The sequence below is a fragment of the Thermostichus sp. MS-CIW-30 genome (assembly GCF_054058015.1).
Window position 1 is genome coordinate 1 of the sequence record NZ_JBSRZW010000042.1, and the last position, 18,590, is coordinate 18,590.

Consider the following 18,590-nt stretch of genomic DNA (forward strand, 5'->3'; position numbering starts at 1 on the left):
TAGAAAGACGCAGCGGCATTATGACAAGCATCTGTATCAAGAGAGGCATTTAATCGAATGCTTTTTTCATAAGTTAAAGCAGTACCGGCATCTATTTTCTCGTTTTGACAAATTGGCCAGGAACTTCTTGAGTTTTCTCTATCTCGTCAGTGCTCTCTTTTGGCTCAAATGAAAGATCAACACAACCTAGTTTGAATCAAAATGACCATACTTCGAGCGCCGGTCAGGTTCGGTGGCTACAGGTTTGGGATAGATCGGGGCAAGGTTGGTTTCGGGCTTTGTTCCCCTTGCCATTCTTGAGCTGAGGTGCTGGCTGCTGGGCAACTTGGTCTCTAGCCGATGGAACCCAATGCCGGCGGATCTCGTCTGCAAGTACCGGTAGCCGGAGATACCGCTCTGTCCAAGGTTTTTTGGTTTAATGGAGTGTTACAAATTACCTGCGCCTTTGGCCGCTTCACACCCTGCAAGGATTAGGTTAGGAAGAATGGATATGGCTTCGCCTCGACCCTCTGACTCGAACACCAACGCTCTGAGCCGCCGTCAACTTCTCAAGGTGGGGGCCGCAGCCCTTGGGGGCGGTCTGTTGGCTGCAGGGGGTGCCCAAGCTCAGCGCAAACCCTCTCCCACCCTGATAGTGGCTCAGGGATCCGGTCTGGATCGCGTTTCCTACGCTACCAACTGGTATGCCCAGGCGGAACACGGCGGCTTTTATCAGGCGGTGGCGACCGGCATCTACCGCGAGCATGGCCTGGATGTGACCATCAAGATGGGTGGCCCTGGCATCAACATCACCCAAGTTTTGGCCGGTGGAGCTGCCGAATTTGCCATGGGAGGAAGCACAGGGGTGATCAATGCCGTGCGAGAAGGGATCCCCTTGGTGTGCGTGGCGGCCATTTTTCAAAAAGACCCGCAGATCATCATGGCCCACCCTGGCACCCAGCGCTTTGAAGAGCTCAAGGGCCGGCCTATCTTTGTCTCGAAAGGTGGCCTTGCCACCTACTGGCCCTACCTAAAGGCCCGCTTTGGCTTCACCGACGATCAGGTTCGTCCCTACAACTTCAACCCCGGCCCCTTTTTGGCGGATCCCAGCTCAGCTCAGCAAGGCTATCTGACATCCGAGCCTTTTGCCATCCAACGGGAAGGGGGATTTGAGCCGGTGGTCTTCCTCCTGGCGGATTTGGGCTACAAACCCTATGCCACCACCATCGAAACCCGTCGCCAACTGGTGGAAACCAAGCCCGACTTGGTGGAGCGATTCGTGGATGCCTCTATCAAAGGCTGGTACAGCTTCTTGGAGGATCCCCGTCCGGCCTATCGCTTGATCAAGCAGGACAACCCGGAGATGACCGATGCCCAGTTGGCCTACAGCTTCGAGAAATTGCAGGAGTACGGCATCATCTTGTCCGGCGATGCGTTGGAAAAAGGCATTGGCGCCATGACCGACAAACGCTGGCAAGACTTCTTCGACAGCATGACGGTGGCCGGCGTATTTGAGCCAACCATCAACTACCGGGCTGCCTACACACTGGACTTCGTCAATAAAGGCACTGCCTACTACACTGCCTGACGGACTTCCACCCTTGGCGCTTCTCAGCCCAAGGGATCCCCCCTCGCCCCCAGCCCCTCTTCCACTAAGGGAGAGGGGAACTATAGTCATTTCAAACTAGATTGAGACACCCCCTAAACGCTCCGCGCCACTGCCCTCACCCCCATTCCTTCTCTCAGAGGGAGAAGGGGGCTAGAGGGAAATGTTTCATTCCGGTTTAATTGAGAATGCCAGAACACTGCGTGATCACCTCCCCCAACACCGCCAGCAACACCGGCACCCCCAGACGGATCCCGGAGACCAACAGCGAGATCAAACAAAAAGCTCCAAGTGAAAAGGCGTTCCAGCGAAGCTTGGCCCAGCACTCCATCAACAAATGCAGGCACAGGTGGGAGCAGATTCATCGCCGAGCTGGAAAGCCTATCATGGGATCCAGTATGGAATCCATTGTGTCAGCAGCGCAGGGCACTTTGACCCTTTCACCCTCCTCTTCTCCGCCAGACCCGCCAGCCAGTCTGACGGGCTCATTCCCCGCCGCTGACGCGGCAGGGATCACTTGGCCTTGGGCAGCGCAGCGGGATCCCATCCTTGTCCTCGGGGCTGGGCTGATGGGGCGTCTGTTGGCCGCCAGCCTTGTCGAGGTTGGGCATCCTGTCCGCATTGTGGAGGCGGCCACTGCTCCTGAGAGCAGCGCTGCCCATTTTGCCGCTGCTATGCTGGCTCCCCTAGCCGAGTCTGCCATCGCCGAAGCCAGTGTGGTGGCCCAGGGATACTACGCCCTTTCTCGTTGGCCCTCTCTTTTGGCCAGCTTGCCGCAGCCGGTTTTCTTTCAGCAAGAAGGCACTCTGATCCTCTGGCACCGCCAAGATGCCGGGGAAGCCAGACGTTTCTCGTCCCTGCTGGCCGCTGTGGTGGAACACCTCCCGCATCTCCCCCGCCCTCAGCCGCTGGATGCCCAGGCTATTGCCGAGCTGGAGCCATCGGTAGCCGGGCGATTTGCGCAGGGCCTGTATCTTCCCCAAGAGGGCCAACTGGACAACCGCCAACTGTTGTCGGCTCTGCTGGCCAAGTTGCGGCAGCACGAGGTGGAGGTGGAGTGGGGTTGCCCTTGGGATCTGGAGCAGGCCCAAGCCTGGCAGCAACAAACCGGAGGCTGGGTTTTGGATTGCCGCGGCCTGGGGGCCCAAAAAGAATGGGGCGGGCCAAGACTGCTGCGCGGAGTTCGGGGTGAGGTGGTGCGCCTGTATGCCCCGGAAGTCTCTTTGCGGCGCCCAACCCGGCTGTTGCATCCTCGCTATCCGATCTACATCGCTCCCAAGCCGGGACACCTGTTCGTAGTGGGAGCCACCGAGATCGAATCTGAGGATCGCTCGCCGGTGAGCGTCCGCTCGGCTTTGGAGTTGCTCAGCGCCGCCTACGCCGTACATCCTGCCTTTGCCGAAGCGCGTATCCTGGAATTAGGCAGCCAATGTCGTCCCACCTTGGCAGACCATTTGCCAGCCGTGGTGGAGCGCTCACCTCGCCTGTTGCAGATCAACGGCCTCTATCGCCATGGCTTTCTGATCTCCCCGGCCATCCACGATGCTGTCTTGGAGTATCTCCACCAGGGTAGTTGTCGCTTGGCCCAGCAGCTTGGGATCCCCTTTCAGGTGCAGGCTGCCCCTTTTTCCGGTGAGTCCCTGTCGCCATGCGTGTCTTGATCAACCAAAAGCCTTACGATTTGCCGGAAGGCACCACTTTGGCCGAGGCAGTGGCTCAGGTGGGGGCCAGCGGCCCTTTCGCGGTAGCGGTTAATCTGAAGTTTGTGCCACGTGCGCAGCACGAGCAAACCCGTCTGCAAGAAGGCGACCAGGTGGAGATCGTCGCTCCGGTTGCCGGCGGCTAGCGCTCAAGTCCGCTTTTCTATCTGCCTCAGCCATGTCCACCCTTCTCCATTGCTCTCCCTCAACTCTGGCCGATGAGGATCCTTTGGTTCTCTACGGCCAACCGTTGCCCAGCCGTCTGATGTTGGGTACGGCTCGCTACCCTTCGCCAGCCATTTTGGAGCAGGCGGTGGCGCGCGCGCAGCCCTGTTTGTTGACGGTTTCTCTGCGGCGGCAAGGGGCACTGGGGCCAGAAACTTCCCAGAGGTTCTGGGCTCTGTTGCAGAAGATGGGGATCCCAGTTCTGCCCAACACCGCCGGCTGCCACAGCGTGCAGGAGGTGATCACAACGGCGGAAATGGCGCGGGAGGTGTTCGGCACCGACTGGATCAAGCTGGAGTTGATCGGGGATGACTACACGCTGCAGCCGGATCCCGTGCAACTGCCGACGGCAGCGGCTGAGCTGATCCGGCGCGGCTTTAAGGTGCTGCCCTATAGCACCGACGACCTGGTGCTCTGCCAGCGGCTTTTGGATGCTGGCTGTGAGGTGGTGATGCCCTGGGCGGCCCCCATCGGCACCGGCAAAGGCCCTCTCAACCCCTACAACTTGCGCCTGCTGCGGGAGCGGATCGAGGCACCGCTGATCGTGGATGCCGGCTTGGGCCTGCCCTCCCATGCCTGTCAGGTGATGGAGTGGGGCTTCGATGGGGTGCTGCTGAACACGGCAGTGGCTTTGGCTCGGGATCCGGTGGTCATGGCTGAGGCCTTTGCAGAAGCGGTGCGCTCAGGCCGCCGAGCCTACCTGGCCGGGGCTATGATCCCTCAGGAAACAGCTCAGCCCAGTACGCCTGTCCTCGGCACTCCCTTTTGGCACCAGGGCTGACTGCCGCTCTCAGGGGTGCAGCTCAGGCGGCAGGCTTTCGCGCCTGGATAACCTGCAGAGCTCCCCCAGCGTGGAGGGTCTGCCGGATGGATTGCCAACCCTGCTGCTGCAAATGCTCGGGCAAGTCCAGCTTGAGTAGCTCCCAGGCGGTCTCGGTTTCAAACAGGGCCAAAAAGAGGGCCAGCCCAGGCCAGATCAAGGGTTGTCGAGGCGCGTGCAGATCCAGAATCAAGAGTCCTCCCCCCGGCTTGAGCACCCGCCACACTTCCCGCAGCACCTGCTCCAAGTCGGCGAAGGACAATTCGTGCAGAGCCAAGCTGGTATGCACCCAATCAAAGCTGGCATTGGGAAAGGGCATATCTTGGGCAAAGGCCTCCACAAACTCCACCTGGGGAAGGCGTTTGCGGGCTGCTGCTAGAGCTTTGGGGGAAGCATCCAGGCCCACCACCTGCTGGCTCAGCTCCGCCAACAGTGGGGTTACTTCAGCCGGGCCACAGCAGAGATCCAACACCCGCTCCTGGGGATGAATCTGGATCCCTTGTAGGGGCAATTTCCGCAGCCGCTCGTATCCCCCCACCGCCAGAGCAGCCCCGCGGCTGATGCTGCGGTAAAGCCAGGGAAAGCGGTAGCTCCAATCCCGCAGGAAGGTGGCCACAGACAGGGATCCCTCAGAGTCTTTTTCAGCCTACCTGACCTACATCCATTGCAAACTGGTTTGAGACATATGTTTTTCTGGATTTTCTCGGGGTTGGCTTGGAACTCTCCTCTGCCGGCAGTCGTCTAAGAGGACGAGGCGTTTTAGGCTTTTTTCTGTCTACCCACTGCTGCTCTATGACTCAGTTTGAGCTGCCTCCCTCCCCTTCCGAGAAACCTGGCCGGCACAGCTTGGTTTGGTTGGTGGCTGCTGCAGGTCTGACGGTCTTGCTCTGGCAGCTCCCCTGGGGCAACTATATCCTCTACCCCTTTACGATTCTGGCCACCTGGTTTCATGAGATGGGCCACGGCTTGACGGCAGTGCTGTTGGGTGGGGAGTTTCATCGTCTGGAGATCTATCCCGACGGGTCGGGGTTGGCCTTTCACAGTGGGCACTTGTTTTTGGGGCCGGTGGGTCGAGCTTTGGTGGCCGCCGGTGGGCCAATGGGGCCCCCAATGGCCGGGGCGGTTTTTATCCTGGCTTCTCGTCGTCAAGGTACGGCCCAGTTGGGGTTGTTGGCTTTGGGATCCCTGCTGTTGCTGTCGGCGGTGCTCTGGGTGCGCTCTCTATTTGGCCTGTTGCTGATCCCGGCTATTGGGCTGGGGATCTTGGCGGTGGGCTGCTGGGCTTCCCCTTGGTTGCGGGGCTTCGCTGCACAATTTTTGGGGGTGCAGGCCTGTGTGAGCACCTACCACCAGCTTGACTACTTATTTACGGCCTCTGCTGTGATCAACGGGCAGGTGATCCACTCCGATTCCAGCCAGATTGCCCAAAACTTGTTCTTGCCCTACTGGTTTTGGGGAGGGGTGATGGCGGTATCTTCTTTGGTGCTGCTGATAACCAGCTTGCAGCTGACGTTCCGGGACTAGCCGGCGGGGGGCAAAGCCGCAATTTTGGCAGTGGTTCGTGTTATGTAAAAATCCGTCCTCCATCACTGCCCAGTCGAGAAAACCGCCGCTACAGTAATGGGCAAGAGGAGTGAGGAGTTGAGGAGTGGAGCATGTGGCGGGATGTTATTGGGCTGGCCCTGGCGGCGACCTTACTGTTGATCAGCAAAACCGCCGCAGACACGCTGGGCCAAAGCCAGGTGCAGACTTTCACCGAACCTGAGCCGATACCCTACTCTGCACCGGTGGAATGAGGTACTTGAGTCTGCTGACGGAGGTCGTAGCAGCGTTGCCGTTTTGTGCAACACTCATTCTAGAGTCTTTGAGGGCTCCGTCCGAGTAGCGCGGTCGCAGCAGCGTTGCGGAGCAATAACAGTAGGCTTGGGATCCCTGATGCGCATAGCCCTATTTACGGAGACGTTTCTGCCCAAGGTGGATGGCATCGTTACCCGCCTCTGCCACACGGTGCGTCACCTAACCGCTCGAGGCAACTCGGTGCTCATCGTCGCGCCCCGGGGAGCCCCCCGGCGGTTTGCACGGGCACGGGTCTACGGGATCCCGGGGATGCCACTGCCTTTGTATCCAGAGTTGAAGCTGGCTGCCCCCGGCCCGGCCATCGGTAAGTTGCTCAGCCGTTTCCGACCGGATGTGATCCACGTGGTGAACCCGGCAGTTTTGGGATTGGGGGGCCTCTACTACAGCCAGACGATGGGGATCCCGCTGGTGGCCTCCTACCATACCCATCTGCCGAAGTATCTGCAGCATTATGGACTGGGCTTTCTGGAAGGGGTTTTGTGGAATCTCCTGAAGCTGGGGCACAATTTGGCGCGGGTCAATCTTTGCACCTCGACGGCCATGATGCAGGAGCTGAGCGCCCACGGCATTGAGCGGGTGCAACTGTGGCAGCGAGGAGTGGATACGGAGTTGTTTCATCCCCAGGCGGCCAGTTCAGAAATGCGGGCTCGGCTCACGGCGGGGCAACCGGAACGGCCTCTTTTGCTCTACGTGGGGCGGCTTTCGGCTGAGAAGGAAGTGGGGCGGATCCGGGTCTTGTTGGAGCAGATCCCCCAAGCCCGCTTGGCTATTGTGGGGGATGGGCCAGAGCGGGGATCCCTGGAGCAACATTTTGCCGGCTACGATGTGGTGTTTACGGGCTATCTGCAGGGGGAGTCTCTGGCAGCGGCCTTTGCATCGGCGGATCTGTTCGTGTTCCCCTCTCGCACCGAGACCTTGGGGCTGGTTCTGTTGGAAGCCATGGCTGCCGGTTGTCCGGTGATCGCCCCCCGCTGCGGTGGCATTACCGATGTGGTGGACAGTGGGCGCAATGGCTTTCTGTTCGATCCCAATTCGGATAGCGACTTTGTCCAGGTTACCCAGCAACTCCTGAGCAGCGTCGGGCAGCGACAGCTCTTCCGACAGCAAGCCCGCCAAGAGGCAGAACGTTGGAGCTGGTCGGCAGCCACCCAACAGTTGGAAGGCTACTACCGGGCTGTTATTGCTGCCGATTAGCGGTGCGGAGCATGACTCTAGTCAATAATAAGCTCAACTATACTGAAAATAATGTATAATATGTTCAGTACGGATTACTACTAGTTGATCTTTCTGTTTACTTTCGAGTCTACCAACATGGTAGCCAAAGCAAAGCAGAAAATTGGTAGTAAGACGACACGGAAACTGCGCTTTGGGTATTCTACTCAAAGCTTTGCGGGATACCGCCATTCTGTTTGGAAACAAACAGAATGCTATCGCTGCATAGTTGAACAGTGATGTTCAGCAGTGTTCAGCGTAAATGTATCAGCACAGAGTCCCCTACTGGGAAATACTCAGGGCAGAACTCCGTCCTGCTCTCGGGGTTCTCCATAGCACCAGTGCGAACGGCCAGCCTAGGCAGAGACCGGATGATCCCCTTCAATGGCCCGCACTTGCTCCACAAAGAATTCTTCTAGGGATTGCCGTTGCCAATGCAAGTCGGTGACCAGTGCCCCCGCTTGGTTCAAAAGGCTCAGCAACTCCGGTAGGGATCCACTCCATTCCCCCGACCAATGGGATCCCTGAATCGAGAAGTGCTCTAGGCGGTCGCGGAACTGTTCGACGGCGCCACCGTGCCCTTGTACCCGATAGCTTTTGCTCTCTCCCAGCAAGTCATCCAAAGTTCCCTGATGCACCAATTTGCCGCCGATGATCAGGCCGACTCGGTTGCAGATAACTTCCACATCCGCCAGGATATGGCTGTTGAAAAACACCGTTTTGCCCTGCTGCTTGAGGGACAGAATGATCTCGCGCATTTGATAGCGGCCCATGGGATCCAGTCCCGACATCGGCTCATCCAGAAACACCAGCTCTGGGTCGTTGATCAGCGCTTGGGCCATGCCAGTGCGCTGCAGCATGCCCTTGGAGTAGGTGCGCAGTTGTTTTTTGCGGGCCGTATCTATAGAAAGCCCCACCAGCTCCAGCAGTTGCGGGATCCGCTCCTTCAACAGGCTATTGGGCAGACCAAACACCTTGCCGGCAAACTGGAGAAACTCCCATGCCGTCAAGTAATCGTAAAAATAGGGGTTCTCCGGCAAATATCCCACCTGTTGCTTGATGGAGCGATCCCCCAGGGGTTTGCCCAGCAAAGTGCCGCTGCCGCGGGTGGGCTCCACAATGCCCAGTAGGCATTTGATGGTGGTGGTTTTCCCGGCCCCGTTGGGCCCCAGCAGCCCAAAGGTTTCTCCGCGGGCCACAGTCAGAGAAAAATCTTTGAGGGGGCTGACCACCTTGTTCAGCCAAAATCCTGTGCGATAGGTTTTGGTCAGGCCGGTGATGGCAATGACCGGCTCTGGTGCCGCGAACGCTTCTGCTGGGGAAGTGGGGGTCTCGCTCATGGACTCGCTCGTAGGTATGTTGGAGTTGAGGGAGAAAAAGGTGCCGCGAACACCGAGTTAAGGAGCACACAGTCCGCCAGGCGATAGGCTACCCAGCCTAACCTTTAGTTTACCCACAGGCTTTGTCCCAGCCTAGGCTTGCCGCAGCACTTCCGGTAGAGGAAAGGGTCCAGAGCAAACATACTCCGCGTAGGTATCCGCTTCATTCGCAACAGCGGTGCGGTTCCTTTGCCGTAGGCACAGCACTTTGCTCTGACCTCCCTTCAGTAGCATTCTCATCATCTGGGATGATTCTGGGATGATGATTTCCATCGCGTTGGCGGTGCGGAGCAAGAAAATTGAATCCAGAGGTTTTGTGGGATCCCAGCCGGTGGTGATCATCGGCAACAGCGTTGCAGAGCAATAAGAAAGGAGTGTTTCTTGCTGGATAAGGTGCTTAGGCAGTGGAAGGAGCGGCTGTTGGCTCCAGTGCTGCAAACCCCTCTCCAACAGGTGCATCCCCTAGCCATTACCCTGTCGGGGTTTGCCATGGGCCTGGCCTCTGGGACAGCGGCAGCTTACGGGGCCTACGGGTGGGGGCTGGGCCTGTGGTTGCTGAACCGGTTTATGGACGGGCTGGACGGCACGTTGGCTCGTCTGCAGGGACGGCAAAGCGATCTGGGGGGCTACCTGGATATGCTGCTGGACGTGGTGGTCTACGCAGTCGTTCCCCTGGGGCTGGCCTTTCACCAGGGATCCCTGCTGGGCTATGCTTCTCTGGCTCTGATGCTGGCCAGCTTTTACATCAACCTTTGCTCCTGGATGTATTTGGCAGGGCTGTTGGAAAAACGGCGTTCGCGACAGCGTTGCGGAGCAACAAGGACGGATGGCACTGTCGGGGCGGGATCCCTGGATGAACTGACCAGCTTAAGTATGCCGTCGGGGCTTATCGAGGGCAGCGAAACCATCTTTTTCTACGGCTTGTTTTTCCTTTTCCCGGAGTACATGGTGGGCTTGTTTGGGCTGATGGCGATTCTGGTGCTCTTGAGTGCTGTGCAGCGGTTGGTTTGGGCGCTGGGATCGCTTTCTGCTCCAAGGTGAGCCCGGAAAGGGTCTGTTATTATGGCTCCGTCCGGCTGGCGCGAGTTGGGTTACAAGGGTTCCCCATCAGATTTCACCGGGCGAGAGGATCCAAAATAAAAAAGCCATGGAGATCTGTTGCCATGACCTCCACCCTCAACCAACGCATTCGCCACTTCTACGATGCCTCCTCCGGCCTCTGGGAGCGGGTGTGGGGGGAGCACATGCACCATGGCTATTACGAGCCGGGCCAAACCGGTAAGGATCGCCGCCAAGCTCAGATTGACTTGATTGATAGGGTTATCCAGTGGGGCCAGATCGGGGATCCCTGCCCTCCCCAGCACATTCTTGATCTTGGCTGTGGCATTGGGGGAAGCAGCTTGGAGTTAGCCCGGCGCTTTGGGGCACAGGTTACGGGCATTACCCTCAGCCCCGTCCAAGCCCAGCGGGCTACGGAGCGCGCCCAAGAGGCCGGCCTGAGCAACAAGGTGCGATTTCAGGTGGCCGATGCCCTGGAGATGCCCTTTGCAGACAACACCTTTGATCTGGTGTGGTCTCTGGAAAGCGGCGAGCACATGCCGGATAAGCGGCAGTTTCTGGCCGAGGGCTGGCGGGTCTTGCAACCGGGCGGGCAGGTGATGGTGGTAACCTGGTGCCACCGCGAGGGATCCCTGAGCCAGCAGGATCAACAGCTTTTGCAGAAAATCTACGAGGTGTACTGCCTACCCTATGTGATCAGCCTCTCCAGCTACGAGGCTCTGGCCCAACAGGTGGGCTTTGAGCAGGTGCGCAGCGCCGACTGGTCGGAGCGAGTGGCCCCTTTCTGGGATGAGGTGATCGCTTCTGCCCGCGACTGGCGCTGGATCTGGGCTTTGCTGCGCAGCGGCTGGGTTACCGTTCGCGGGGCGCTGGGGCTGGGCCTGATGCGTCAGGCTTATGCCACCGGCTTGCTCTGCTTTGGCCTCTTGACTGGGTTCAAACCTGGGGATCAGCCAAGGTAGGGATCCCTTGCTCCCCTTTGGGAGGAGGGGCGCTTGGGGAAATGGGCTCAAAAGTTGGGCTGGGGCGGTGCTGTGCCAGTGAGTTCCAGATACTTTTGCTTCACCGCCTGAATATCCTGCCACATCAACCACTTGGGGCTGCCAGGGGTGCGGTCTGGGTTGCGCAGCAGATAGGCCGGGTGAAAAATGGGCATACACCAGCGTCCCTGCCACTGGATCCATTCCCCGCGGATCTTGGTGATCCCTCGCTTCTCGCCCAAAAGGGAGCGCACCGAGGTGGCCCCCGTGAGCAGAATAATCCAGGGATCCACCAGGCGAATCTGCTCCAACAGATAGGGACGGCAGGCGTCCATCTCCTCCTGGGTGGGCACGCGGTTGTTAGGGGGGCGGCACTTGACCACATTACAGATGTAGGTGTCCTGCTCGGGATCCAGCCCCACCGAAGCCAGGATTTTATCCAGCAATTGTCCCGACTTGCCCACAAAAGGCAGCCCCTGCAGGTCTTCGCTTTCCCCTGGCCCCTCTCCGATGATTAAAATCCTTGCCTTGGGGTTGCCCCGATGCACCACCACATGGGTACGGCTGGCTGCCAAGTCGCAGCGCTGGCATACCAAACAATGCTGCTTCAGTTGCTCCAAATCCCTGTAAGTGCCGGGGGGGATGGGCACCTGGGCCGACAGGGGGATCTGATCCCACTGGGGGAGTGTCTCCTCCGCCGGGGCTGGCGGCTCGATGGGATCGTCAAACAGGCTGGGCTGAAGCTCCGGCGGTTTTTTCTTGGCAGCCATTGCAAGTCGAGGTTTCCTTGTGCAGCGATCTTCGATTGCTCCCCCGCCCTTGTCAAGCTCCAGGTCAATTTGCCGGCAGGGGAGAACCTTTACTCCTTGTTAAACTGAGAAAACGAAAACTTGCGCCGGCCTTAGCTCGTCTCTACTCCCTGAGCCTGCCATGCTGCTTTTGTCCAAAGAACTGCCCAACCTGAACTACCGTCATACTCTACAGCGCTTCGACGAGGATTGGCGGGATCCCCTCTCTGCCCTGTTGGGCTGGGGGCGCGCTGCCGGTGCCGATTTGGTGGAGATTTTTCTAGAACGGGGCAATTCCATCAGTTGCCTGGCCGAAGATGACGCCATCACCAGCATCACCCCACGACTCTCCACCGGTGCCGGCGTGCGGGTGTTTCGCGGCTTGGCCGACTGCTACGTCAGCACCAACGATCTATCCTTTGCCGGTCTCAAGGCTGCTCTGGAGAAGGGCCTTTCGCTGATGGGCCTCACCCCTCCCGGCCCCACAGCGCTGGTTTCTGCCATCAACCTGGAGATGCTGCAGGACTACGGCGAGCGTCGCCGCAAAGATGGCTGGTTGAAGGAATGTAGCCCCATTGCGGAGATGGGGGAGATCCTGCTCAAAGCCAACGAGCAACTGGGTCGCCAAGCCCGCCATGTGCAGTCCCGCCGCACCACCTATTTCCGCGATTGGCAAGAGATTCTGGTGGCCTGCAGCGATGGCACCTTTGTGCGGGATGTGCGCCTCACCCAATCCGTGAGCTCTACGCTGCTCTGTGCCGATGGATCCCATCGCGCCTCTGTCAGTCAACGCTCCGGCGGTACGGGGGATCCCAACTTTTTGCGCCGTTGGGATCTGGAGGCCCATAGCCGGGAGCTGGCAGAAGCTGCCGGCCAGATGCTCTATGCCGACTATGTGGAATCCGGCACCTACCCGATTGTGATGTCCAACGCCTTTGGCGGCGTCATTTTCCACGAAGCCTGCGGCCACTTGTTGGAAACCACCCAAATTGAGCGCAAAACCACGCCCTTTGCCGACAAAAAAGGCCAGAAAATTGCCCACAAAAACCTTACCGCCTGGGACGAAGGTCTCTCTGAAGGGGCCTTTGGCAGCCTGGATGTGGATGACGAGGGGATGCCCGTCCAGCGCACTTTGCTAATTGAAAAGGGCATTTTGAAGAACTTCCTGGCCGACCGGGCCGGCTCAATGCGCACCGGCCACCCCCGCACCGGCAGCGGTCGCCGCCAAAACTACACCTTTGCCCCTGCCAGCCGTATGCGCAACACTTACATCGCCCCTGGAGATGCAGAATTGGACGATCTTTTTGCTTCTATCGACAAAGGCATCTATTGCAAGCGCATGGGGGGAGGGAGCGTCGGCCCAACCGGGCAATTTAACTTTGCCGTCGAAGAAGCTTATCTTATCCAAAACGGCAAAATTACCAAGCCCCTCAAGGGAGCCACCCTGATCGGAGAAGCCAAAGACATCTTGACCAAAATCTCCATGTGTTCCAAAGACCTCAGCTTGGCAGCTGGGTTCTGTGGCTCTGTAAGTGGCAGCATTTACGTCACCGTCGGGCAGCCTCACATCAAGGTGGATTCCATTACCGTGGGCGGTCGCTAATTCCAGGGATCCACCTCGACATGGCCTATGACAACGTCTGCAAATATCTGGCCGAGCGTTTCCCAGAGCAGTTTGTCCGCTGGCTCATGGGAGAAGTGGCTCGGCTCCGACTCTATCGGAGGTATCCTCACCTATCGGTGCAGCAGGTGGTCATTGACTTGCGCAAAACGGGGTCGGAGGGAGTTTTCCAGACCTCTTTTCGTCTAGAGAGGCTGAGCCATGAGTTTGATGTTGTCCGCCTGTGGGAATGCGATTTGAGGGCCGGAGCGGATCGGCAAGCCCTGCTACCGTTTCGGGTTCTAAGCCAGGTGGAAGATCCAGCAGAAACCTTGCGAGAGGTGGTCAGTGAGCTAGAGAGCTTGGCAGACCCCAGTGAGAGAAGGGAATTGGCAGCCGCAACAGCCGTCTTGGCGGGACTAGCATTGGATCGGGGTTTGATTCGACAAATCATGAGGTCTTTGGATATGAGGGAATCGGTGATCTACCAAGAGTGGCGGGCAGAAGCTCTGCGAGAGGGGCTGGAAGAAGGGCGCAAAGAAGGACGCAGAGAAGGACTACAACTGGGCCTGCAACAAGGGCTACAACAAGGATTGCAACAAGGATTACAACAGGGATTGCAACACGGGGAAGCAACGCTGGTTTTGCGGCTGCTCAGGCGGAAGTTGGGATCCCTTGACCCGGCCCTTGAGAATAAGATTTGGGCTTTGTCAACGTCACAACTGGAGGCGCTGGGGGAAGCTCTGTTGGACTTCAACAGCAAGGACTACGTCCCGCTGGCGCGATCGGAAGAGTTGACCGCCTGGCTGGCCCGTCAGCTAGAAACCGCAGGAGCCCCGCTCTCTGCCCACAGGGCAAGGGTCGGGAGGAATGTGAGTAAAATGCAATAAGGCTATGACCCAAGTCCTGACCGTTTCTTGCAAGCTCAAGGTGTCCCAGTCGCAAGCCGCCAAATTGGACGAGACATTGGATGCTTTGTCGCTACGCGACGCTAACGCGAACGGCCAAGCCTTGAACTGGGTCAACCAAAACACACCCGAGAAAGTCGTCAACCCACTGAAACTCCAATCCCTGTGCTACTACGAAATCCGTGCCCGTTTCGGCTTGTCCAGTAATTTGGCAAGGACTACGTCCCGCTTACGCGACCAACAGATATGCAGACGGGTAGCGTCTGCTCGCAAGGTGGCACAACAGAAAAACCGCCCGGTCAAAGCGTTGTCGCTACGCGACGCTAACGCGAACAAGGGTGGCTTCGCTACCTACGACGCTCGTATCTTTTCGTTTCGCGAGAAAGACTGGACGGTGTCGCTCACCACGGTGGAGGGTCGAGAACGCTTTGAGCTGGCGATTGGTCATTACCAGAGAGAACAGTTGGCGGGCTCCAATCCCAAAAAGACCTCCGGTCCGCTGACGCGAACGGCCACTCTGGTCAAGCGCAAAGACGGTTCCTACTCCATCCAGATTTGCGTGGAAGCAAAGTTACCGGAACAGCAGAACACCGCTCAGGTGGTAGGCGTGGACTTGGGAAGGACAGATATTGCCCATACGTCAGAGGGGGACAACTGGAATGGACAGCAGTTGAACAGAGTCCGAGACCACTACTCCCGGTTGAGGGCGGTACTCCAACGCAAAGCCAGTAAGGGCACACGCAGTTCGCGGCGCAGATGCAGAGAACTGTTGCAACGGCTGTCTGGTAAGGAGAGACGCTTTCAGTCGCGTCAGCGTTGCGTAGCAAAAACGTGGGTCAATCATCGCATCTCTAAAGCTATTGTTTCTAGGGCAAAGGCCACAAATAGCGCTATTGCTTTAGAGGACTTGACAGGGATACGGGAGCGTATCAACCAACAACCCCGCAGCAAAGCCGAGCGGCGCAGGGCCAACAGTTGGGCGTCCTACCAACTGAGGCAGTTTCTGGAATACAAGGCGAGAGTTGCAGGGGTTTCTCTGATCCTTGTTCCGCCTGCTTATACCTCGCAGACCTGTCACAAGTGTTTGCACATCCATCCCGACCCTGCGCAATCCTGTCGCGTCAGCGTTGCGTAGCAAAATCGCAGTGGGAAGCAGTTTAAGTGTGGGCACTGTGGATGGGAAGGGGATGCGGACTGGAATGGGGCCAACATGATTGCCAAACTTGGGGCTGCTGTAAACCAGCCTAGAGGTCCGTGGTTGGCTTGCCAACTACAGGGCTACCGAAAGCCTGCACTGATACATTTACGCTGAACACTGCTGAACATCACTGTTCAACTATGCAGCGATAGCATTCTGTTTGTTTCCAAACAGAATGGCGGTATCCCGCAAAGCTTTGAGTAGAATACCCAAAGCGCAGTTTCCGTGTCGTCTTACTACCAATTTTCTGCTTTGCTTTGGCTACCATGTTGGCAGACTCGAAAGTAAACAGAAAGATCAACTGGTAGTAATCCGTACTGAACATATTATACATTATTTTCAGTATAGTTGAGCTTATTATTGACTAGAGTCATGCTCTTTCGCTTTAGCGGTGCGGAGCGCTCTGCGTCAGCATGAGTGCGGGTAGTTTACTAGAGGCGCTGGATGGCAACAGGAACTTGGGGAGTGGCAATGGTGCAAGTCGAGGTGTTGGCAGAACAGGCACAAAGCTGTGCCCGGCGGCTGGGGATCCCTCAGTTTGATCTCTACGGGGCTCAAGTGGATGAAACCAGCGTGCAGGTAGATCATGGGGAACCTCGCCAGGTCAAGGCTTCCCACCGCTGCAGCGTGACGGTGCGGGCCTGGAACGACCAAGGGCAGGTGGGAGTAACTTCCACCACCGATGTGGATGAGGCGGGGCTGGAACTGGCCCTGCAAACGGCCTTTGAAGCCAGCCATTTTGGCGTGCGGGAACATGCCCCTCAATTCAGCCCGGAAGCCACTCTGCCCATTGCCCAGCCTTGTAACGACAAAGGGCCGTTGGCTTTGGCCGGCGACTTGTTGGAACAGTTGGTGGCTGCCGAAAAGGCACTCCTGGGATCCCATCCCGCCATTCAGGGGGTGCCCTACAACGGCCTAGCGCAGCGGCAGATCAACCGCTTCTACCTCAATAGCCACCAAGCCCTACGACAAGAGGAGCATACCCTCGCTTCGGTTTTTCTCTACAGCAAGGCAGAGCAAGAAGGACGCAAACCCCGCAGCGCCGGAGCCATGCGAGTGGCTCGCAGCCTGGATGAGTTGGATATCCAGGGTTGTGTGCAGGAAGCTGCTGAGAAACTGATTAGCCATCTGGAGTACGAGCGGATCCCCTCTGGAAAATACACAGTGGTCTTTTCCGGAGAAGCCTTTTTGAGTTTGTTGAGCGCCTTCTCCAATGTGTTCAATGCCCAAAACATTTTGGACAACCAAAGCCTGTCCACCCCAGAATCCCTGGGCAAGACCATTGCCTCGCCTCTCCTATCGGTGTGTGACGATGCCCTACACCCGACCAATGTGGGAGCGATCAGCTTTGATGGCGAAGGCACCCCCACTCGCCGCGTCCCCCTCATCACCAATGGAGTCTTGACCCACTTTTTGCACAGCGCCGGTACAGCCAAGCGCCTAGGAGCCCAGCCCACAGGCCACGCCAATATCGGCGCCAAGGTCACAGTTGCCGCCCACTACTACCATGTATTTGCCGGGGCACCGCCGGAGAGCACCTATGACTTGGCTACGGCTGAAAATGTGGTTTGGATCGATGAGCTGCAAGCGCTTCATGCCGGCGTTAAGCCCCTACAGGGATCCTTCTCGCTGCCGTTTCAGGGGTGGTGGGTACGCCAAGGAGAACGCATCAGCATCGAAGCGGCCACGGTGGCCGGAGACTTTCTGGAGTTGTTGAAGTCGATTTTCTACGTCGAGCCCGAGCCGCAAGTCACACCGGGTGGGCTGTGTCCCCGCATCTGGGTTGCCGATCTCTCCATTACCGGCCAATAACCTTACTTTCAACTCATGAAACTGACCCGCATCGACCTCAACAGTTGGCTCATCCACACCCGGGAGCAAACCTTCCTATTGGATCCGTGGCTGGTGGATCCCCTGGTGTTTCTGGGGATCCCCTGGTTCATCCGCCTGGAGCACCGCCAGCCGCTCCCTTTTACGCCGGAGACCTTGCCCAAAATCGACGGGATCCTCCTCAGCCAAGCCCAGCCGGATCACTGCCACCCACCAACGTTGCAGCGCCTGGATAAGCGGATCCCCGTTTTGGCTTCGCCGGCTGCAGCCAGAGTCGTGAAGAGTCTGGGATTTGCAACGGTTCAGGCTCTGGATCCCTGGCAGTCCGCTCAGTGGGGGGATCTGCGGGTCACAGCCATTCCCGGTGCGCCCCTAGGGCCTGTCCGTGAGCTGGGCTATCTGCTGGAAGAGGTGTCCTCTCAGACACGGCTTTACTACGAGCCTCATCTGTCCCAGCCGGATGTCCGCCCGCGGCTGCAGCAGGAGTTTGGCTCCATCCATACCCTACTGATTCCGGTGGTGGGGCAGATCTTTCCCCTCTTGGGAGAGGTGATCATGGGGCCAGAGCGGGCCCTGGAGGTGGTGGCAGCCCTACGCCCCCAGCAGGTGATCCCTACGGCGATGGGAGAGGTGGACTACCACGGGTGGTTTGCCGCCCAGATCCGCCCCTTGGGCAGCCTGCAGGAGTTTCGAGAAAAGCTGGCAGCCTTGAATGCCGCCACGTCCCAATCCATCCAGTTGTGTTGCCCCGCCCCTGGGGAAACGGTGTCTCTTTCTGTCGTGGCCAAGACATGAGCCTTCCTTCCCAAGCCCCGCCTGATCTGGTGACCATCTTGCGGGCAGATTATGCTCGCTTTCCCAAAAATCAAACTTATTCGATTTACGATCCCCAGGTTTACTTCCGGGATCCCCTCAACGAGTTTCGCGGCTTGGATCGCTATCGCCGCATGATCGAGGGGATAGGTCGTTGGCTACAGGATATCCGTCTCGATCTGCAGGATATTCGGCAAACCGGCAACCAGATCCGCACCGAGTGGATCCTAAGCGGTTCTTTGGCTTTGCCTTGGCGTCCCCGCCTGTGCATCCCCGGCTGGACAGAGATGCAGATCAATGAGACGGGGTTGATCGGATCCCATGTTGATTACTGGCGGTGCTCCCGCTGGGAAGTGCTGCTGCAAATGTTTCGGCCTGGGGAGCCCAAAGGATCCCGTTAATAGCTTCCATCCTCTGCTAGGATCACAAAGCTGACTTTTTAGCTCTCTGGAAAGTCGCCCCTATTCTCAATCTGGAGAGATGGCCGAGTGGTCGAAGGCGCAGCACTGGAAATGCTGTGTGGGGCAACTCACCGTGGGTTCGAATCCCACTCTCTCCGCTGGAACTTGTTTGTGAGAGCAACTCACCGTGGGTAAGGCCATCCGGCCCGCTGGCGCGACCGAATCCCACTCTCTC

At 58.1% G+C, this 18,590-nt stretch carries 17 protein-coding genes, 1 tRNA gene and 2 pseudogenes; 17 read left to right on the forward strand and 3 right to left on the reverse strand.

All coding sequences use genetic code 11. The features are described from left to right. From ACVWXW_RS13550 to ACVWXW_RS13570, 5 genes and pseudogenes are all read left to right on the forward strand, one after another. A pseudogene (locus ACVWXW_RS13550) lies at positions 1 to 172 on the forward strand (IS5-like element ISSoc13 family transposase); the annotation flags it as partial. Positions 173 to 490: 318 nt separating this feature from the next. Next, positions 491 to 1,567 (forward strand): ABC transporter substrate-binding protein, encoded by a 1,077-nt coding sequence (locus ACVWXW_RS13555; RefSeq protein ID WP_414409540.1) that lies wholly within the window; start codon positions 491 to 493, stop codon positions 1,565 to 1,567. Between the two features lie 416 nt (positions 1,568 to 1,983). After that, positions 1,984 to 3,246: an FAD-dependent oxidoreductase gene (locus tag ACVWXW_RS13560; RefSeq protein WP_457404227.1), complete on the forward strand. Its 1,263-nt coding sequence runs from the start codon at positions 1,984 to 1,986 to the stop codon at positions 3,244 to 3,246. After that, positions 3,234 to 3,431, forward strand: coding sequence for a sulfur carrier protein ThiS (gene thiS, locus ACVWXW_RS13565; RefSeq protein WP_414423912.1), 198 nt, complete (start codon positions 3,234 to 3,236; stop codon positions 3,429 to 3,431). The genes ACVWXW_RS13560 and thiS overlap by 13 nt, the downstream gene beginning before the upstream one ends. A 32-nt stretch (positions 3,432 to 3,463) precedes the next feature. Next, entirely contained in the window at positions 3,464 to 4,291 is an 828-nt protein-coding gene (locus tag ACVWXW_RS13570) for a thiazole synthase (protein ID WP_457404229.1), read from the forward strand. A 22-nt stretch (positions 4,292 to 4,313) separates the two neighbouring features. Here the strand turns inward: ACVWXW_RS13570 and ACVWXW_RS13575 are convergent, their stop codons facing one another. After that, entirely contained in the window at positions 4,314 to 4,946 is a 633-nt protein-coding gene (locus ACVWXW_RS13575) for a class I SAM-dependent methyltransferase (protein ID WP_414328936.1), read from the reverse strand. A 176-nt stretch (positions 4,947 to 5,122) separates the two neighbouring features. Between ACVWXW_RS13575 and ACVWXW_RS13580 the strand changes: the two genes are divergently transcribed. From ACVWXW_RS13580 to ACVWXW_RS13590, 3 genes are all read left to right on the forward strand, one after another. After that, a complete protein-coding gene (locus tag ACVWXW_RS13580; protein WP_414344389.1) occupies positions 5,123 to 5,854 on the forward strand; it encodes a M50 family metallopeptidase in 732 nt (243 codons plus the stop codon). A gap of 131 nt (positions 5,855 to 5,985) precedes the next feature. Beyond that, the gene (locus ACVWXW_RS13585; protein WP_457404231.1) at positions 5,986 to 6,126 is read left to right on the forward strand and encodes a hypothetical protein; all 141 of its coding nucleotides are present in this window, start codon (positions 5,986 to 5,988) and stop codon (positions 6,124 to 6,126) included. A 139-nt stretch (positions 6,127 to 6,265) separates the two neighbouring features. Further along, the gene (locus ACVWXW_RS13590; RefSeq protein WP_414357496.1) at positions 6,266 to 7,381 is read left to right on the forward strand and encodes a glycosyltransferase family 4 protein; all 1,116 of its coding nucleotides are present in this window, start codon (positions 6,266 to 6,268) and stop codon (positions 7,379 to 7,381) included. A 374-nt stretch (positions 7,382 to 7,755) separates the two neighbouring features. On the opposite strand, the gene ACVWXW_RS13595 is transcribed toward ACVWXW_RS13590, so the two are convergent. Then, positions 7,756 to 8,739, reverse strand: coding sequence for an ABC transporter ATP-binding protein (locus ACVWXW_RS13595; RefSeq protein WP_414344385.1), 984 nt, complete (start codon positions 8,737 to 8,739; stop codon positions 7,756 to 7,758). A 432-nt stretch (positions 8,740 to 9,171) separates the two neighbouring features. Here ACVWXW_RS13595 and ACVWXW_RS13600 point away from each other — a divergent pair, with 432 nt between their 5' ends. Both ACVWXW_RS13600 and ACVWXW_RS13605 read left to right on the forward strand, forming a co-directional pair. Next, complete coding sequence (locus ACVWXW_RS13600) at positions 9,172 to 9,819, forward strand: CDP-alcohol phosphatidyltransferase family protein (protein ID WP_457404232.1); 648 nt, start codon at positions 9,172 to 9,174, stop codon at positions 9,817 to 9,819. 122 nt (positions 9,820 to 9,941) lie between these two features. After that, positions 9,942 to 10,799, forward strand: a complete 858-nt coding sequence (locus ACVWXW_RS13605) for a methyltransferase domain-containing protein (protein ID WP_457404233.1) — start codon at positions 9,942 to 9,944, stop codon at positions 10,797 to 10,799. Positions 10,800 to 10,846: 47 nt separating this feature from the next. Here the strand turns inward: ACVWXW_RS13605 and ACVWXW_RS13610 are convergent, their stop codons facing one another. Continuing rightward, positions 10,847 to 11,587 (reverse strand): uracil-DNA glycosylase, encoded by a 741-nt coding sequence (locus tag ACVWXW_RS13610; RefSeq protein WP_457404234.1) that lies wholly within the window; start codon positions 11,585 to 11,587, stop codon positions 10,847 to 10,849. Positions 11,588 to 11,747: 160 nt separating this feature from the next. On the opposite strand from ACVWXW_RS13610, the gene ACVWXW_RS13615 reads away from it, so the two are divergent. From ACVWXW_RS13615 to ACVWXW_RS13645, 7 genes and pseudogenes are all read left to right on the forward strand, one after another. Further along, positions 11,748 to 13,208: a TldD/PmbA family protein gene (locus ACVWXW_RS13615; RefSeq protein WP_457404235.1), complete on the forward strand. Its 1,461-nt coding sequence runs from the start codon at positions 11,748 to 11,750 to the stop codon at positions 13,206 to 13,208. Positions 13,209 to 13,228: 20 nt separating this feature from the next. Continuing rightward, a complete protein-coding gene (locus tag ACVWXW_RS13620) occupies positions 13,229 to 14,095 on the forward strand; it encodes a DUF4351 domain-containing protein (RefSeq protein WP_457404237.1) in 867 nt (288 codons plus the stop codon). Between the two features lie 4 nt (positions 14,096 to 14,099). Continuing rightward, positions 14,100 to 15,425 (forward strand): annotated as a pseudogene (locus tag ACVWXW_RS13625) (RNA-guided endonuclease InsQ/TnpB family protein). Positions 15,426 to 15,782: 357 nt separating this feature from the next. Then, positions 15,783 to 17,123 (forward strand): TldD/PmbA family protein, encoded by a 1,341-nt coding sequence (locus tag ACVWXW_RS13630; RefSeq protein ID WP_414417398.1) that lies wholly within the window; start codon positions 15,783 to 15,785, stop codon positions 17,121 to 17,123. Between the two features lie 15 nt (positions 17,124 to 17,138). Next, entirely contained in the window at positions 17,139 to 17,936 is a 798-nt protein-coding gene (locus ACVWXW_RS13635; RefSeq protein WP_457404238.1) for an MBL fold metallo-hydrolase, read from the forward strand. After that, positions 17,933 to 18,355: a DUF2358 domain-containing protein gene (locus ACVWXW_RS13640; RefSeq protein ID WP_457404240.1), complete on the forward strand. Its 423-nt coding sequence runs from the start codon at positions 17,933 to 17,935 to the stop codon at positions 18,353 to 18,355. Before ACVWXW_RS13635 ends, ACVWXW_RS13640 begins: the two co-directional genes overlap by 4 nt. A gap of 73 nt (positions 18,356 to 18,428) precedes the next feature. Continuing rightward, positions 18,429 to 18,513: transfer RNA gene (locus ACVWXW_RS13645), tRNA-Ser, on the forward strand. Positions 18,514 to 18,590 lie beyond the last annotated feature (77 nt).

What these genes read in the sequence shown, in the direction of transcription:
- ACVWXW_RS13560 (WP_457404227.1), top strand. Translation starts at nt 1,984, where the DNA reads ATGGAATCCATTGTGTCAGCAGCGCAGGGCACTTTGACCCTTTCACCC.
- ACVWXW_RS13585 (WP_457404231.1), top strand. Translation starts at nt 5,986, where the DNA reads ATGTGGCGGGATGTTATTGGGCTGGCCCTGGCGGCGACCTTACTGTTG.
- thiS (WP_414423912.1), top strand. Translation starts at nt 3,234, where the DNA reads ATGCGTGTCTTGATCAACCAAAAGCCTTACGATTTGCCGGAAGGCACC.
- ACVWXW_RS13635 (WP_457404238.1), top strand. Translation starts at nt 17,139, where the DNA reads ATGAAACTGACCCGCATCGACCTCAACAGTTGGCTCATCCACACCCGG.
- ACVWXW_RS13555 (WP_414409540.1), top strand. Translation starts at nt 491, where the DNA reads ATGGCTTCGCCTCGACCCTCTGACTCGAACACCAACGCTCTGAGCCGC.
- ACVWXW_RS13610 (WP_457404234.1), bottom strand. Translation starts at nt 11,587, where the DNA reads ATGGCTGCCAAGAAAAAACCGCCGGAGCTTCAGCCCAGCCTGTTTGAC.
- ACVWXW_RS13580 (WP_414344389.1), top strand. Translation starts at nt 5,123, where the DNA reads ATGACTCAGTTTGAGCTGCCTCCCTCCCCTTCCGAGAAACCTGGCCGG.
- ACVWXW_RS13620 (WP_457404237.1), top strand. Translation starts at nt 13,229, where the DNA reads ATGGCCTATGACAACGTCTGCAAATATCTGGCCGAGCGTTTCCCAGAG.
- ACVWXW_RS13590 (WP_414357496.1), top strand. Translation starts at nt 6,266, where the DNA reads ATGCGCATAGCCCTATTTACGGAGACGTTTCTGCCCAAGGTGGATGGC.
- ACVWXW_RS13570 (WP_457404229.1), top strand. Translation starts at nt 3,464, where the DNA reads ATGTCCACCCTTCTCCATTGCTCTCCCTCAACTCTGGCCGATGAGGAT.
- ACVWXW_RS13615 (WP_457404235.1), top strand. Translation starts at nt 11,748, where the DNA reads ATGCTGCTTTTGTCCAAAGAACTGCCCAACCTGAACTACCGTCATACT.
- ACVWXW_RS13595 (WP_414344385.1), bottom strand. Translation starts at nt 8,739, where the DNA reads ATGAGCGAGACCCCCACTTCCCCAGCAGAAGCGTTCGCGGCACCAGAG.
- ACVWXW_RS13630 (WP_414417398.1), top strand. Translation starts at nt 15,783, where the DNA reads ATGGTGCAAGTCGAGGTGTTGGCAGAACAGGCACAAAGCTGTGCCCGG.
- ACVWXW_RS13605 (WP_457404233.1), top strand. Translation starts at nt 9,942, where the DNA reads ATGACCTCCACCCTCAACCAACGCATTCGCCACTTCTACGATGCCTCC.
- ACVWXW_RS13640 (WP_457404240.1), top strand. Translation starts at nt 17,933, where the DNA reads ATGAGCCTTCCTTCCCAAGCCCCGCCTGATCTGGTGACCATCTTGCGG.